Source organism: Nostoc sp. MS1 (assembly GCF_019976755.1).
Taxonomy (GTDB): Bacteria; Cyanobacteriota; Cyanobacteriia; order Cyanobacteriales; family Nostocaceae; genus Trichormus.
Genome location: NZ_AP023441.1, coordinates 2,336,819 through 2,350,293, shown reverse-complemented (window position 1 = coordinate 2,350,293; position 13,475 = coordinate 2,336,819). Strand labels below are relative to the sequence as shown.

General features: G+C 40.7%; 12 protein-coding genes. 5 read left to right on the top strand and 7 right to left on the bottom strand.

All coding sequences use genetic code 11. The annotated features are described in order from the left end of the window. Positions 1-69 precede the first annotated feature (69 nt). Complete coding sequence (locus tag NSMS1_RS10235) at positions 70-1,008, top strand: alpha/beta fold hydrolase (protein WP_224092928.1); 939 nt, start codon at positions 70-72, stop codon at positions 1,006-1,008. A 52-nt stretch (positions 1,009-1,060) separates the two neighbouring features. Here the strand turns inward: NSMS1_RS10235 and NSMS1_RS10230 are convergent, their stop codons facing one another. The 3 genes from NSMS1_RS10230 to NSMS1_RS10220 all read right to left on the bottom strand — a co-directional run bounded on the left by NSMS1_RS10230 (position 1,061) and on the right by NSMS1_RS10220 (position 3,500). After that, the gene (locus tag NSMS1_RS10230; protein ID WP_224092927.1) at positions 1,061-1,777 is read right to left on the bottom strand and encodes a hypothetical protein; all 717 of its coding nucleotides are present in this window, start codon (positions 1,775-1,777) and stop codon (positions 1,061-1,063) included. 176 nt (positions 1,778-1,953) lie between these two features. Then, positions 1,954-2,925: a hydroxymethylbilane synthase gene (gene hemC / locus NSMS1_RS10225; protein WP_224092926.1), complete on the bottom strand. Its 972-nt coding sequence runs from the start codon at positions 2,923-2,925 to the stop codon at positions 1,954-1,956. Between the two features lie 239 nt (positions 2,926-3,164). After that, positions 3,165-3,500 (bottom strand): lysozyme inhibitor LprI family protein, encoded by a 336-nt coding sequence (locus tag NSMS1_RS10220; RefSeq protein ID WP_317986587.1) that lies wholly within the window; start codon positions 3,498-3,500, stop codon positions 3,165-3,167. Between the two features lie 284 nt (positions 3,501-3,784). On the opposite strand from NSMS1_RS10220, the gene NSMS1_RS10215 reads away from it, so the two are divergent. After that, positions 3,785-4,756 (top strand): YegS/Rv2252/BmrU family lipid kinase, encoded by a 972-nt coding sequence (locus tag NSMS1_RS10215; RefSeq protein ID WP_224092922.1) that lies wholly within the window; start codon positions 3,785-3,787, stop codon positions 4,754-4,756. 154 nt (positions 4,757-4,910) lie between these two features. Then, positions 4,911-6,464 (top strand): metallophosphoesterase family protein, encoded by a 1,554-nt coding sequence (locus NSMS1_RS10210; protein WP_224092919.1) that lies wholly within the window; start codon positions 4,911-4,913, stop codon positions 6,462-6,464. 8 nt (positions 6,465-6,472) lie between these two features. On the opposite strand, the gene NSMS1_RS10205 is transcribed toward NSMS1_RS10210, so the two are convergent. Further along, on the bottom strand, positions 6,473-7,243 hold the full coding sequence (locus NSMS1_RS10205; RefSeq protein ID WP_224092917.1) for a hypothetical protein: 771 nt from the start codon (positions 7,241-7,243) through the stop codon (positions 6,473-6,475). A gap of 172 nt (positions 7,244-7,415) precedes the next feature. On the opposite strand from NSMS1_RS10205, the gene NSMS1_RS10200 reads away from it, so the two are divergent. Beyond that, positions 7,416-8,672 carry a lipid-A-disaccharide synthase gene (locus tag NSMS1_RS10200; protein ID WP_224092915.1) on the top strand — a complete coding sequence of 419 codons (1,257 nt, stop codon included), beginning with the start codon at positions 7,416-7,418 and terminating at the stop codon, positions 8,670-8,672. Between the two features lie 317 nt (positions 8,673-8,989). On the opposite strand, the gene NSMS1_RS10195 is transcribed toward NSMS1_RS10200, so the two are convergent. Beyond that, positions 8,990-10,044, bottom strand: a protein-coding gene (locus NSMS1_RS10195; protein ID WP_224085966.1) for an IS630 family transposase whose coding sequence is annotated in 2 segments (ribosomal slippage) — positions 8,990-9,649 and positions 9,652-10,044 — 1,053 coding nt in all. Because the reading frame shifts where the segments join, the coding sequence is not laid out codon by codon here. A gap of 75 nt (positions 10,045-10,119) precedes the next feature. After that, complete coding sequence (locus NSMS1_RS10190; RefSeq protein ID WP_224095188.1) at positions 10,120-10,506, bottom strand: hypothetical protein; 387 nt, start codon at positions 10,504-10,506, stop codon at positions 10,120-10,122. A 488-nt stretch (positions 10,507-10,994) separates the two neighbouring features. Here NSMS1_RS10190 and NSMS1_RS10185 point away from each other — a divergent pair, with 488 nt between their 5' ends. After that, positions 10,995-11,696, top strand: a complete 702-nt coding sequence (locus NSMS1_RS10185; protein ID WP_224092913.1) for a M23 family metallopeptidase — start codon at positions 10,995-10,997, stop codon at positions 11,694-11,696. A gap of 108 nt (positions 11,697-11,804) precedes the next feature. Here NSMS1_RS10185 and NSMS1_RS10180 read toward each other — a convergent pair whose 3' ends face one another. Further along, positions 11,805-13,400, bottom strand: a complete 1,596-nt coding sequence (locus NSMS1_RS10180) for a DHA2 family efflux MFS transporter permease subunit (protein WP_224092911.1) — start codon at positions 13,398-13,400, stop codon at positions 11,805-11,807. Positions 13,401-13,475 lie beyond the last annotated feature (75 nt).

Genomic DNA, 13,475 nt, shown 5'->3' with positions numbered 1-13,475 from the left:
TCTCTCATCCCCCCACTTCCCAGTACCTACTCTACAATTATTAAAGGCTACTTAACATTTCTTAGGAATATGCAGGCAACTACAGTTACCTCAACAAATCCAATACCTGGGCAATACTGGCAATGGCGAGGGCATAAAATTTACTACGTGCGTGCGGGGGAAAAGCGATCGCAGCGTCCGCCGTTGTTGTTGGTACATGGCTTTGGTGCTTCTACAGACCACTGGCGTAAGAATATCACAGGATTGTGCAATGATTTTGAGGTATTTGCCATCGACCTTTTAGGTTTTGGGCGATCGGCTAAACCCAATTTGCAGTATAGCGGTGATTTGTGGCGTGACCAACTGCATGATTTTATTAGTGAAGTCATTGGTGAAAAAGCAGTATTAGCGGGTAACTCTCTCGGTGGTTATGCTTGCTTATGTACTGCATCTCAACGTCCTGAAAGCGCGGTTGGTGTAGTTTTACTTAATAGCGCCGGGCCATTTAGCGAAACTGAATCCACATCAGAACCAGAAACTTTAAAATCGCAAATTCAACCTCCCAAGCAACAGTCTCCTTTACAAAAACTTTTGGGTGATAGTGTTAAGTGGATGTTTCAACAACCTTTAGCACAATTTTTATTATTTCAATACGTGCGTCAAGGTTGGGTAATTCGCCAAACTTTAGAAAAAGTGTATCTTGACAAAAGTGCAGTCACAGACCAATTAGTAGAAGAACTTGCCCGTCCTGCTTACGATGAGGGCGCGTTGGATGTGTTTGTCTCAGTTTTTAGCAGTCCTAAAGGGGAAAAAGTTGATGTGTTATTAAAGCAATTAACTTGTCCGCTATTACTCTTATGGGGTGAAGCTGATCCTTGGATGAATGCTAAAGAACGTTCTCAAAAATTTCGCCTATATTATCCAGAACTTACAGAACATTTTCTTCAGGCTGGTCATTGTCCTCATGATGAAGTTCCAAATCAGGTAAACCCGCTTTTAAGAGATTGGGTTTTGTCAATTTCTCAGTAGGAAAATATGATTCCTGACCTGATTAACAGTCAGGAATCTAAATACTTATTATCTATTTAATGATATATGACTTAACTATTTGCTCTATCTGTTCACTAATAATTTCTGTACCGATACTGGGCTTTTCTAAGCTAACTCTGACAAAGTTAGTTTTATCTGCTCCGGTAAATTTATTATCATTATCAGAATCTTTGATAATTTTAATAAATATTGCTTTTTGGCTCGGCAAAACTACCCAATTAATGATTTTAGTATTGTTGGGTGTGACTTGTATGAGATTCTTTCCAGATAAATCAGAGATGTAACCAATCACAGCATCTTCTTGATTAAGGTTTTTATCCTTATTAGTATCTTGGTCAATGATTTGATAAAACCACGCTCTTGTTACAGGTTTATCGGTGATTTTTGCTTCTAATAAATCATATGAGTTAATAATTGCTTTTTTATCTAATAGAATATGACTTTCACCAGTTTGTTTATGATAAAAAATGAGGTTATAAAGTAGCGTGTAATCTCGTTTATCATAACGGGATGAATCTAAACTGAATTTTTGCTCCTGATTCTTTCCATTAGCATTTACTGGAATCATTAAATAATCTGATTGCTCTTTAATAATTAAGTCACCGTAGCTAACCTGGGGTGGTGTCTGTTCCTGTCCTACAGCCTTACCTGATTCTGTCCTTTCGCTAACCTTTGTTTCACAGGATAAGGAAAAACTAGCTAGGAATATTGCTAATACAATATTCTTCAAAAAATTATGTTGGCTCATTACCTGCCCCTACCAGAAAATATGACGCATCAAGATTATCTGTTAAGACTGGGGACAGGAAGTAAGGAATAAAAGTGCAGGCGTTCAAAACCTTTACACCCTTCTCTTACAAAGTTCTGATCGGAGGAAACCTCCGCCCAGACTTTGCGCTATACTCCTACACCCACATACCCCTGTTAAGAACCACGTTGAATTTCTGCAAAAATGACCTCTAAAATTTCTTGCGCTCCCTGTTCGCGTAGGCGTTCGGCTAATTGTTTACCAATTGCTTCCGCATCACTAGCAGCGCCGGAAATGGTGTCTTTAACTATGTTCTGTCCATCTACGCTGGCAACTACACCTGTGAGTGTTAATTCATCACCATTAATTTCTGTATTTACACCTATAGGAACTTGACAACCGCCCTCTAAACTGCGTAAAAAAGAGCGTTCTGCTAGACAGCGATCGCGTGTTTCGGGGTGTTCAATGGCTTTAAGTAGTGATATCAACTCAGCATCATCAGCACGACACTCTATTCCCAAAGCACCTTGTCCAACAGCGTGGAGGGATATTTCTTTAGGGATGACTTGGTGAATGCGATCGCCCATACCCAAACGTTGCAATCCCGCAGCCGCTAAAATTAGAGCATCATACTCACCAGCATCTAATTTAGCTAACCGTGTATTCAAATTTCCTCGTACATCTTTAAATGTCAAGTGGGGGAATTTGTGACGTAACTGTGCCAAGCGTCTTAAAGAAGATGTTCCCACCACCGCGCCTGCGGGGAGAGTATCAATTTGCTTATCTTTAAACTTTTCATGCACTACTAGCGCATCAGCAGGATTTTCTCGTTCTGTAATAGCGGCTAGTGCTAACCCTTCTGGTAAGTTGGTTGGCAAATCTTTCAGGGAATGAACAGCAAAGTCAATCTCCTCATTCAGCATTCCCACTTCTAGTTCTTTGGTGAACAGTCCTTTATCGCCGATTTTGGCTAGTGCTACATCAAGGATTTTGTCGCCTTGGGTAGACATGGTGTGGACTTCAAAATTGATATCTGGGAAACTGTTTTGTAATTGCTCTCTAACCCAGTATGTCTGAACTAGAGCGAGTTGACTTTTGCGAGAACCAATACGAATTGTGCGTTTAGCACTGGAAACAACTGAAGTCATAAAACAATATGTCAAACCAGGCGATAATTTCACTCTCATCTAGACTACCGCAGTGGGTGACAATCTGATTGGTGCGGTAGGATGCAAATTAAGTTTTTTTTGGTCTTTGTTTACAGAGTTTTACATTAGTTATAATTCCTCAACATTGCATCGGGGTAATAGGTAATGGGTAATGGGTAATGGGTAATGGTAGAAAAAAATGATTAATCACCAACAAACCTAAATATAATTTAGAGTTTTTACCTGTCTGGTTGAAGATATTCTTGTAATTGTTGAGTACGTTGTTTTGTTAACTTTTCTAAGCAATTGAGATAAACACTAGGCGCAATGCTTCCCCCTTCATAACCGCTTCGCTCAAACTCACAGCTAGTATCACGAAATTTAATCCATGCTTGCTGTGCAGCAATTAACTTTTGCTGTCTAGGACGTTTTAACTTTGGCAATAATTGTTTATAAGCTTGATTCAACTTTTTATCAGCATTTTCATAAGCCAATTGAGAACAGCGATTAATTTCCAGTTGAGTTTGTGGCAGATTACAATTCAGCTTTTGCGCTACCAATGTCGGTTTTGCCATTGTCGCAGTTGGGAAAACCAAAATGCTGCAAGCGAGGAGAAAAGAGGGGTAGAGAGGTGTTTTCATGATTTGGGGTGGGGGAGATGAGGGAGTGGGGGGAGATGAGGGAGTGGGGGGAGATGAGGGAGTAGGGGGAGAATAACAACTGTCAACTGTTAACTGTCAACTGTCCAAACCTACCACCAGACAGAAGAAATGATGTGCAAAAAATGCTATGAATAAATTGTTACTTAAGCGAACAACTACACTAAGTGAAGCGCCATCGCAACTGATATTCCATATATATGAATCGTTCCGCTTGCCTTATTTTTAATCCAGTTGCTGGTCAGGGGAATCCAGAAACAGATTTAGCAGAGATTCGCGCATTATTAGAACCAGAAATGGATCTCGATATTTACCTGACTACAGAAGAAGTCGGTGCAGACCAATTAGCACGAGAAGCTGTAGAGCGGGGTGTAGAAGCTATCATCGCTTCTGGAGGGGATGGGACATTATCGGCGGCGGCTGTGGCTGTGATTGGTAGTGAGATTCCTTTGGGAGTGATATCACGGGGTACGGCTAATGCTTTCGCCACAGCTTTAGGCATCCCTGACACAATTGAGTCCGCTTGTAAGACAATTTTGCAAGGAGTAACACACAATGTAGACGTTGCTTATTGCAATGATTTACCGATGATATTGTTGACAGGTATAGGTTTTGAGGCGGAAACTGTCGAAAGGGCTGATCGGGAATCGAAAAAACGGTTTGGGATGTTGGCGTATGTTCTAGCAGGTGTGCAAGAATTACGCGAGTTGGAAAGTTTTGATGTAGAAATCGAAACGCCAGACAAAATTATTAAAACCACGGCGGCGGCGGTAACTGTGGCGAATGCTGCACCTCCGACTTCAGTTCTGGCTCAGGGGCCAGCCGGGATTGTTTATGATGATGGATTACTTGATTTAACTATCGTAGCGCCTAATAGCAAAGCAGGTGCGATCGCAGCTACTTATCATCTATTTCAAACAGCGTCTTCTAAAAGCGCCGCCGAGCGAGATGACATCGGTTATCTACGAGCAAGAGAATTTAAAATCACCACAGACCCACCGCAAAAAGTCGTCATTGATGGTGAGGTAGTAGGTACAACTCCGGTAGATATTAAGTGTCTACCAGCCGCCTTAAAGGTTTTTGTCGCCACAGTCCCAGAAGAGGAACTTGTAGAAAAACTAGACGGACTACCCAATTTAGTGATTGAACTCAAGGAATCAGAGGGTGAGTAGGAAAAGGGGGGAGATGGGGGAGTAGGGGGAGATGAGGAAGAAATTGTAACTACTTTGTCTTCTACTCTGTAAAAAGCTAAAGCTATATCTAACTCTTCCTCATCTCGCTCATCCCCCTCATCCCTTCTTGTCGAAAATTTAGGAGTAAGTAGTATTGAAACTAGTATCTGATCCAGCAATAGCGAAGAAAATCAGTAAGATGAAGCAACGGGTACGATGGCAAGACCCGTTAATACTAGAGCGCAATATTGACCAAACTCGGCTGGAAATTGAGGATGGTAAAGCTGGAGATAGGGAATTTTCTTTTTTAGTTGTGGGTGATAGTGGTTCTGGGAAACACCGAGGACACAACCCCCAACGCCAAGTTGCGGAATTGATGTTTCCTCACCATCAGGAATGCCGTTTTCTGCTACATACTGGCGATGTTATTTATTTGGTGGGGTCGAGTGAATACTACAAACCCAATTTTATCGAGCCTTATCGTGAGTTGATTGTAGGTGGAGAGAACCCACGACAAATTGCTTACGACAAGATGGTTTTTCAGTTACCGATTCTTCCTGTACCGGGAAACCACGATTATTATGAGTTACCCACCTTATTAAGTTTAGTATCTATTTCTACTTGGCCGATTCGGTCGTTGTTGCGATCGCGTTTAGATATAGATGTCGGCTTTCATGGTTCGGGTACGGGTGATGCTTATGCTAAAGCTTTTCTCGATTATCAGTACCTACGACAATTACCCGGTGAGTTCTCCCGTCATTTAGACAAGTATTACACAGCTAAGACAGATACAGGTCTTGGTCTAGCTTACCAACCAGGAAAATTCACTCGCCTACCAAATCGGTATTACACTTTTCGCTACGGTGATATAGATTTTTTTGCCCTAGATTCTAATACATTTAACGATCCAGAACCTTTACCCGCTACAAAAAAAGGTGATAGCGATCGCAATTTTCTATCTCAGCGTCGGGAAGAATTAGAACGCGAGAAGATGCAAATGATAGAGACTTCTGCGAAATTGAACCCAGACAACCCCAGCGAAGCGGAACGTTTAGATGATATACACTCCAATGTGTCTCAAATTGAAGAAATTATTGTTGATATCGATAAACAATTAAATAAAGATTCTCAACCAGCGCAGACTGACACCGAACAACTAGACTGGTTAAAGCAAAGATTAATTGCATCGTGGAATAACCCCCAAGTGCGGGGAAGGATTATTTACTTCCATCATCCTCCTTACGTCACCGAAGCCACCAAATGGCTACAATCACAGACACTAGTAATTCGCAGCCGCCTACGTGATGTCCTAGATGCAGTCGCGCAGGAGATAGGCGACAGCAATCAAGGTCGTCCTTTAGTAGATTTAGTATTGAATGGTCACGCTCACTGTTTAGAGTACCTGCAAACGTTCAACACTGGACATGGCGATCGCAATATGCACTGGATAGTCTGCGGTGGGAGTGGCTATAGCCTGCGTCGCCAACGTCCAGAAGGTGCAGATTTAATTGAAGATGGACAATTGATTGCGCGATCGCATCTTTATGTCGGTCGCAACGGTCAAGGTTCACACAAACATCGTCCCTATTCCTGTTTGCGTATCGATGTTAAAGGCGATGAGCAACCTAAATTTATTGTCCGTCCTTTAGTAGCAGATTGGTATCAGCGCCAGTGGCACAATTCTGTACTTAAACCATTGGTGATTTAATTTGTAATTCATATCAGGCGTTTTCCAGTATGTTGCCTTGGTTTCAAAACAATGCCTGAAACGCCAAAAGCTAATATAGCCAAGGTAGAAAATGATTCGGGAACTGCTGCAACAATGCTGACCCTATTAATGCCAAAAGCACGGTTAGGCTCAGAACTACTAAAAACGAGTCGTGAGATATTGGGTATGTTGCTACGAACGCCAATAAATTGTGCTGAATTATCCAGTTCTACTGAGGAAGTACCTTGGATTGAGAAGGTATCTAGCAAGGTATTTGTTTGATCAAAAGCGGAAACAAATAAAGTATATTTTGAAATATCATCTACAGATATTTGAGTTCCCGCACCAAGAACAGGTTTTTTAAAAGTAATACTCAAAGGGCCTGGGTTGCCAATAGCCGGAAACGTACCTGGACGCAAACCAGTAAGTAAAATCAAATCACCGTCGGCAAAATTTGTGGGAATACCATTAGGTGGAAGAGTGGTTTTAAAGACAAATGGTGGAGTGACACGCGCAACCGATGGAATGTCTACCCTCAACCCTAATCCACCCTCAGATGTAGCGGAAAATGAGTTAGGCAGAAAATCCGCAGGGTTGAAAGCTAAGGGATTTAATACTTTACCCAAACTCAACCAATCAAGTTGGTCATTAGCCTTCAATGTTACACGCTCAGTTACCAATGTTACTGCTTTAGTTGGTAAAGGTAAAACTATCATTGAAGCGATAATTGCCAATTTTGTGGCAATAATAGGAACATATTTATTGATTGTTAAAGTCATAAACTTCTCCATCTTGCTTAGTAGTCATCTAATTTACTAAGAGCAGTTAAGCTTATCCTTCATTTTCAGCTAAAAGAAGTGACATGAAGATGAATTATCTTAAAATTCAACCAATACCATCAATTTGAAAATATGAACTTGCCTCTAAAACTGTTGAGGATGAGTTAGACCCATGAGTCCCATAGACATTCTTATTCTGTCCAACGGCCCTGGAGAAATTACAACTTGGGTGCGTCCTGTAGTCAAAGCATTGCGAGAAAAATTAGGTGATGACCGTGAACATGTGAGAATTTCTGTAGTTTTGTCACCTTGTCCTAATGCTAGTGGCAAAGAAGCGGCGATCGCCCTTTCCTATCCCGAAGTAGACCGAGTACAATCAGCAGAACATTTCTGGCAATTTTTGCTATGGGGCAGAACTCAGGAAAATTGGGATTGGAGGAGCCAAGGTGTAGTTATTTTCCTGGGAGGCGACCAGATTTTCCCTGTAGTCATCGGCAAAAAACTTGGATACCGCACAGTAGTTTACGCCGAGTGGGAAGCTAGATGGCATAACTTAATTGATAGCTTCGCAGTCATGAAACCCCAAGTCGCCGCCAAAGTTTCTCCCAAATACGCGCACAAATTCACCGTTGTCGGCGATCTCATGCTAGAAGCCAAATCTTCTGCTCCCCACTCCCCACTTCCCACTCCCCACTCCCCTACCATCGGTATTTTACCAGGGTCAAAAGCTGCTAAATTAGCTCAAGGTGTACCTTTAACTTTAGCGATCGCAGAATACATTCACAGCAAAATCCCCCAAACTAAGTTTGTGATTCCCGTAGCACCGACTTTGGATTTACAAACTTTAGTCAGTTTTGCCGATGCTCAAAAAAATCCATTTGTCGAAACTTTTCATTCCTCTGGCGCTTCTTTAATTTTCTTAGAGGAAAATCATCAACCACTTTTAAAAACAGGCAGTGGCTTAATTGTAGAGTTATGGCAAGAGAATCCTGCTCATAACTTATTATCCCAATGCAGTATTTGTTTAACTACCGTAGGCGCAAACACTGCCGAGTTAGGTGCTTTAGGTGTGCCAATGATTGTTTTGCTACCTACACAACAACTTGATGCCATGCGTTCTTGGGATGGTTTACCAGGGTTATTGGCAAATTTACCTGGTGTGGGTTCAACCTTTGCCAAAATTATCAATTGGTTTTTTCTCAGACGCAAAGGTTTATTAGCGTGGCCTAACATCTGGGCGCAGGAAGAAATAGTCCCAGAACTTGTAGGTAAACTCCAGCCTCAAGAAGTTGGGGAAATGGTTGTCGATTACTTGAATAATCCAGAAAAATTAGAAGACATACGAACAAAACTCCGCCGTGTTCGTGGTGAAGGCGGCGCAGCCGAAAAGTTAGCAAATTTGGTAGAAGAAGAGATAAAAAGTTTATGATTTTTGAATAGAGCTTTTTGATACTTTCTGCAAAAATTTCACATTTTTAAGTATATGGTGTTTCACCGTACAGCTTGTATCATCCCGAAGTAATTAAGGCTTATCCAGAAGATTTTAATAAAAATTGGAGAAAAGCTTGGGGAATTGAATAACTATGAAAACTATTGATTTAGGCTTACAGGGAAAAGCTCGTATTTGGCAGGATGAACTATTTCCTTTTTTTATCCTGTAGTGGATGAAAGCATAGAGACAATACTTGATGATATAAAAACGGGTAAGTAAGTCGTGGAGAAAATTTATAAGTATGTAACAAAGAATTAAGCAGAAGAATAAGAGTTAAATTTTACACGTTGCGTACTGTAGTTTCCCTTTTCTCCTCTATTTTGAACTCCATCAATGACAGCATAGGCAAGGTCTAATTCATCCTCAAAACTTTGAGAAGCTAGTTCATTTTTTTTCAGGTGTTGCCACTCCAATTCAATTGGATTCATCTCTGAGCAATATTTAGGTAAAAAGAAGATGTACAAACCCATCTCTTCCCACTTTGTCCATAATTGCTGAACTTCTTTGCACCGATGTATCGGGCCGTTGTCCTGAACGATGACTCTGATACGACCTGCTTTTTGGGCTTCAAGTGCTTCAAGCTCCATCATTTGAATATAGGATTTGCGTGAAACGCCACCAATCACTAGACCGTACACAAAACTAATTAGGGGTTGAAGAAACCCAATAATACTTAACCTTCGACCCCGACGCTTACTCTGCTCCAGGCGTTTTTGCTGACCTCGGAAGTAGTAACTGTAACTGGGTTCACTCCAGGCACAAAACCCTGATTCATCCATATACTTTAAATCGATTTCTCCAGCAGCAGCAGATAATTCCAACATCTCTAAGTCTGCCTGTTTGATTTGCTGCAATACTTTGTCTTGCTTTCCTTTGTGGCTTTTTCTAGTTCGCTTCCAAATGACCCCCTTTTTTTGAGTACCTGCCTTAACCAGTCAGGACTCAATTTCACGGAGCGTTCTTGCTCTAATTTTTGGGCTAATTGAACACTATTATATGTACGTGGTTCTTGCTCCAAGCATTTTTCTAAGAACGCCATGTCAGCTTCTGCCCACCTTGATTTTCCTCCCCGCCCTGCTTTCTCCCACAGTCCTTCTAGACCTTGTTTTTCCCATCTATGCAAAACTTCTCTTACTGTTTGGGCAGTCCAGTCAAAGTGATCTGCTATCTTCTCTACGTACCAACCATGTGCGCTTAATCTGATCACTTCGGCTCGGTCTTTCACTTTCTGGGGTACATCTGCCGTTCTCAGGTTGAACAAAATTTTATCTTGCTTAGGAGTCAGAAATACCCTTAAACGGCTGCCCATATCCCTGTTACCTTGGTAGACACATTTATGTATTTACTTATCTTTACACACTTTGGTTTTTTCACCTTGTTCTACTTAATCTGGAGATTGCCCATCACGCCTTCCTAGTTCATAAATGCCGCAACCCATACAGGCTAGTAAGCCCATGCTGATAGCCCAACTACGCCCTAAGCTAATTTCCACACCCCAATTGCATAGGCTGCCAATCAAAAGAAACGGCACAATACTAAATAGTGAGGCGTAAAAGGCGTTTTGGGCTTCTCTAGCTTTGCGAGTTTTTTCAAATTCTGTGTTACTGGTATACAGCGATCGCTCGGCAAAGTTAAACCAACGGTTGAGTTGTTCGATTACCCATTCGCTCACCGGGAAAAAACCTAGATATAGCGCCAAAGACCATAAACTTGCTCCGGCGATGGCGATCGTATTCAATTTAAAAGAGAAAGGGAAAATTTCAGTCAGCATGGCTTGAGGTCGTCCTGCAAATCGTCGCCTTGACACTTGGTCTGAGGTCAATCGACATATTCAGCAATTTTAAGCATAAAAACTAACAATATTTTGAGTAATTGGCAACTATCTTTTGAAATAAGCCTCCTGAAGTACTATCTTAAATGTTTTCGCTATAACTTGTGACTCAACTACGTAGATGCGTAAGTATTTAGCATAAACATTGTATTTTACATAACTAACGTCCTGTTGCTAAACGTTTTTTAACAGCTTATAGAACAATTAATTGAGATAAAATTGACAGCTTAGACCTTTATATCTTAAGCTATTTGACTAAATATGTAGAAATTTTTCAGTATATACGTACATGAAAATTCCTGTAAGCCAAAAACAACCATTTACTGCATCAGATAAATATAAATTTTGTGATTAGTTTTGATTTGTTTTTCATTAAAAATTCATAGAAATTTGACTTGATTGTACTAGGTGGCTTGAGGAATAAAATAATGATTTATAGACAGGGAAAAGTAGCACTTTCGGGAGCTACACTCTTAGCGTTGGGTTTAAATATTCTGGGTTTTATGACTCTATTCCCTAAAGCCGAAGTTGTTATAGCCAGAGAAACCCAATCCAACACAATAGCTACAAGTGGTAATGGTTGGTTAGCAGCTTCTTTTCCTGTAGAGAACTTTCAATCTTATACTTCTGCTTTTGGCTATCGTCCTTCTGCTACTGGCGGTAATGGTTGGGAATTTCACAGTGGCTTAGATATTGCTGCTCCCCAAGGTAGCTATATTCGTAATTGGTGGGCGGGGACAGTTATTAAAGTAGGTGATAAAACTGCTTGTGGTACGCACGTTGTCATCAAATCAGGTGAATGGGAACACACCTATTGCCACATGGAAGGATATGTTGATAGTGCCAATGGTAGGCGTTTTTTAATTGACCGCGCAGGTGGCATTCAAATTTGGGAAGGTCAAATAATACCTACCGGAGCGAGAATAGGTAGAGTAGGAATGACCGGACGTACAACTGGGCCGCATCTGCATTGGGGTTTAAAGTACGCTAACAACTATGTAGACCCGGCAATGGTGTTACGAGAAATGTTTTCTCAACAACAAGTTGCTAGAGTCCGTGGAAGAGTCAACATTCAACAATCACAAGTAATTATTCAACCAGGAAAAAATAGCGGTAATGTTGGTTATTGATAGGTCATAGATCCCGGACTTTTTTAAAGAGTCGGGGATATGAACACCTGCAACTTGTCAAAATTTCCCATTACCTATGACCGATTACCTATTACTAATTTTCAAAATTTAGTGGGCAACAGCACCACCTGTTGCTTTCACTTTTTTGAAGAATAAAACTGCGATACCACTTAGCAGTAAAGCCAGTCCAATAAAGTAAAAACAATCATTAAATGCCATTACATAAGCTTCGCGGCGGACTACATTTGATATGGATGCGATCGCCTGATTTTGCGCAGTGCTTAAATCAGCACCTCTACTAACAAAATATTGCGTCATTTGTTCGATGCGTTGCTGTGTATCTGGATTGTACAAAGATACTGCATCACCTAATCTATTCGAGTGAAATTGCTCTCTATTAGTTAATAAAGTTGCTAAAACAGCAATCCCCATAGAACCGCCCAGATTTCGCATCATATTAAATAAACCACTGGCTGAACCTGCTTCTTTAGGATCTAGACCAGTCGTAGCAACTGAGGTTAAAGGAACCATAATTAAAGGTTGTCCCATCGCTCTGACAAGCTGCGACCACCTTAATTGGTCTAACCCTGTTTGATTAGTCATTCCTGAGTTCATGAATGCACTAATAGCAAATAAAGTTACCCCCAAGGCCACCATAAAACGGACATCAATGCGTTGCATCAATTTAGGAATAAAAGGAATAATCAATAATTGAGGCATACCAGCCCAAATTAAAACTTCCCCAATTTGCAACGCATTATATTGTTGAATTTGGGCAAGATATAACGGTAAAATATAAATCGAACCATATAAACCTATACCCAAAGAAACATTTACAATACTCGCTAAACCAAAGTTACGATAACGTATTATTCGCAAATTAATAAATGGTTGCTTGCGAGTTAATTCAATAATAAAAAATAGAGTTAAGAAAATTGCTGCTAATATACTCAAACGGACTATAAGTTGTGAACCAAACCAATCTTTACGACTACCTTCTTCTAATACAACTTGCAGGGAACCTAAGCCAATTGCCATAGAACCAATCCCCCACCAATCACCCTGTTTTAATAGTTGTAATTGGGGTTTATCTTGGGCAATACCATACCAAATTCCAGCCAACATTAATATTCCCGGAACTACGTTAATATAAAAGTTATATTCCCAACCATAATTTTCCGTTAACCAACCGCCTAATGTCGGGCCGACAGATGGAGCAAAAACTGCTGTAATGGCAAATGCAGCTAATCCAACTGCTTGCTTTGCTGGGGGCAATTTTGTCAGAACTACCGTCATTGCTGAAGGAATCAATACCCCACCACAAAAGCCTTGTAAGGCACGGAAAAGAATCATGGAGTTAAGGTTCCACGCCCAAGCACAGCAGATCGAAAAGAATATAAATAAAGCAGTATTAACTAATAAATAACGGCGTAGAGAAAATACTCTTGATAACCAACCAGTTAAAGGTATAACTATTATTTCTGCTACTAAATAAGCAGTAGAAATCCAAGAGCCTTCTTCTAAAGTTGCGCCTAAACTCGCTTGGATATCTTGTAATGAAGCATTAGTAATTTGAATATCTAACACCGCCATGAATGCGCCCAGCATACTAGCTAGAACCCCAACCCATGTTCTAAAAGGTACATGATTTGGCGGTACATTAGTATTTTTCCCTGCCTGACGCATTGCGTCTGTATTATTCATATCATTTATTAATCTTATAGAGTTTATAACAAGACTTTAGCCTTTACCATCATCAATATGAGCAATAAATCGCTC

What these genes read in the sequence shown, in the direction of transcription:
- NSMS1_RS10235 (WP_224092928.1), top strand. Translation starts at nt 70, where the DNA reads ATGCAGGCAACTACAGTTACCTCAACAAATCCAATACCTGGGCAATAC.
- NSMS1_RS10230 (WP_224092927.1), bottom strand. Translation starts at nt 1,777, where the DNA reads ATGAGCCAACATAATTTTTTGAAGAATATTGTATTAGCAATATTCCTA.
- hemC (WP_224092926.1), bottom strand. Translation starts at nt 2,925, where the DNA reads ATGACTTCAGTTGTTTCCAGTGCTAAACGCACAATTCGTATTGGTTCT.
- NSMS1_RS10220 (WP_317986587.1), bottom strand. Translation starts at nt 3,500, where the DNA reads ATGGCAAAACCGACATTGGTAGCGCAAAAGCTGAATTGTAATCTGCCA.
- NSMS1_RS10215 (WP_224092922.1), top strand. Translation starts at nt 3,785, where the DNA reads ATGAATCGTTCCGCTTGCCTTATTTTTAATCCAGTTGCTGGTCAGGGG.
- NSMS1_RS10205 (WP_224092917.1), bottom strand. Translation starts at nt 7,243, where the DNA reads ATGACTTTAACAATCAATAAATATGTTCCTATTATTGCCACAAAATTG.
- NSMS1_RS10200 (WP_224092915.1), top strand. Translation starts at nt 7,416, where the DNA reads ATGAGTCCCATAGACATTCTTATTCTGTCCAACGGCCCTGGAGAAATT.
- NSMS1_RS10190 (WP_224095188.1), bottom strand. Translation starts at nt 10,506, where the DNA reads ATGCTGACTGAAATTTTCCCTTTCTCTTTTAAATTGAATACGATCGCC.
- NSMS1_RS10185 (WP_224092913.1), top strand. Translation starts at nt 10,995, where the DNA reads ATGATTTATAGACAGGGAAAAGTAGCACTTTCGGGAGCTACACTCTTA.
- NSMS1_RS10180 (WP_224092911.1), bottom strand. Translation starts at nt 13,400, where the DNA reads ATGAATAATACAGACGCAATGCGTCAGGCAGGGAAAAATACTAATGTA.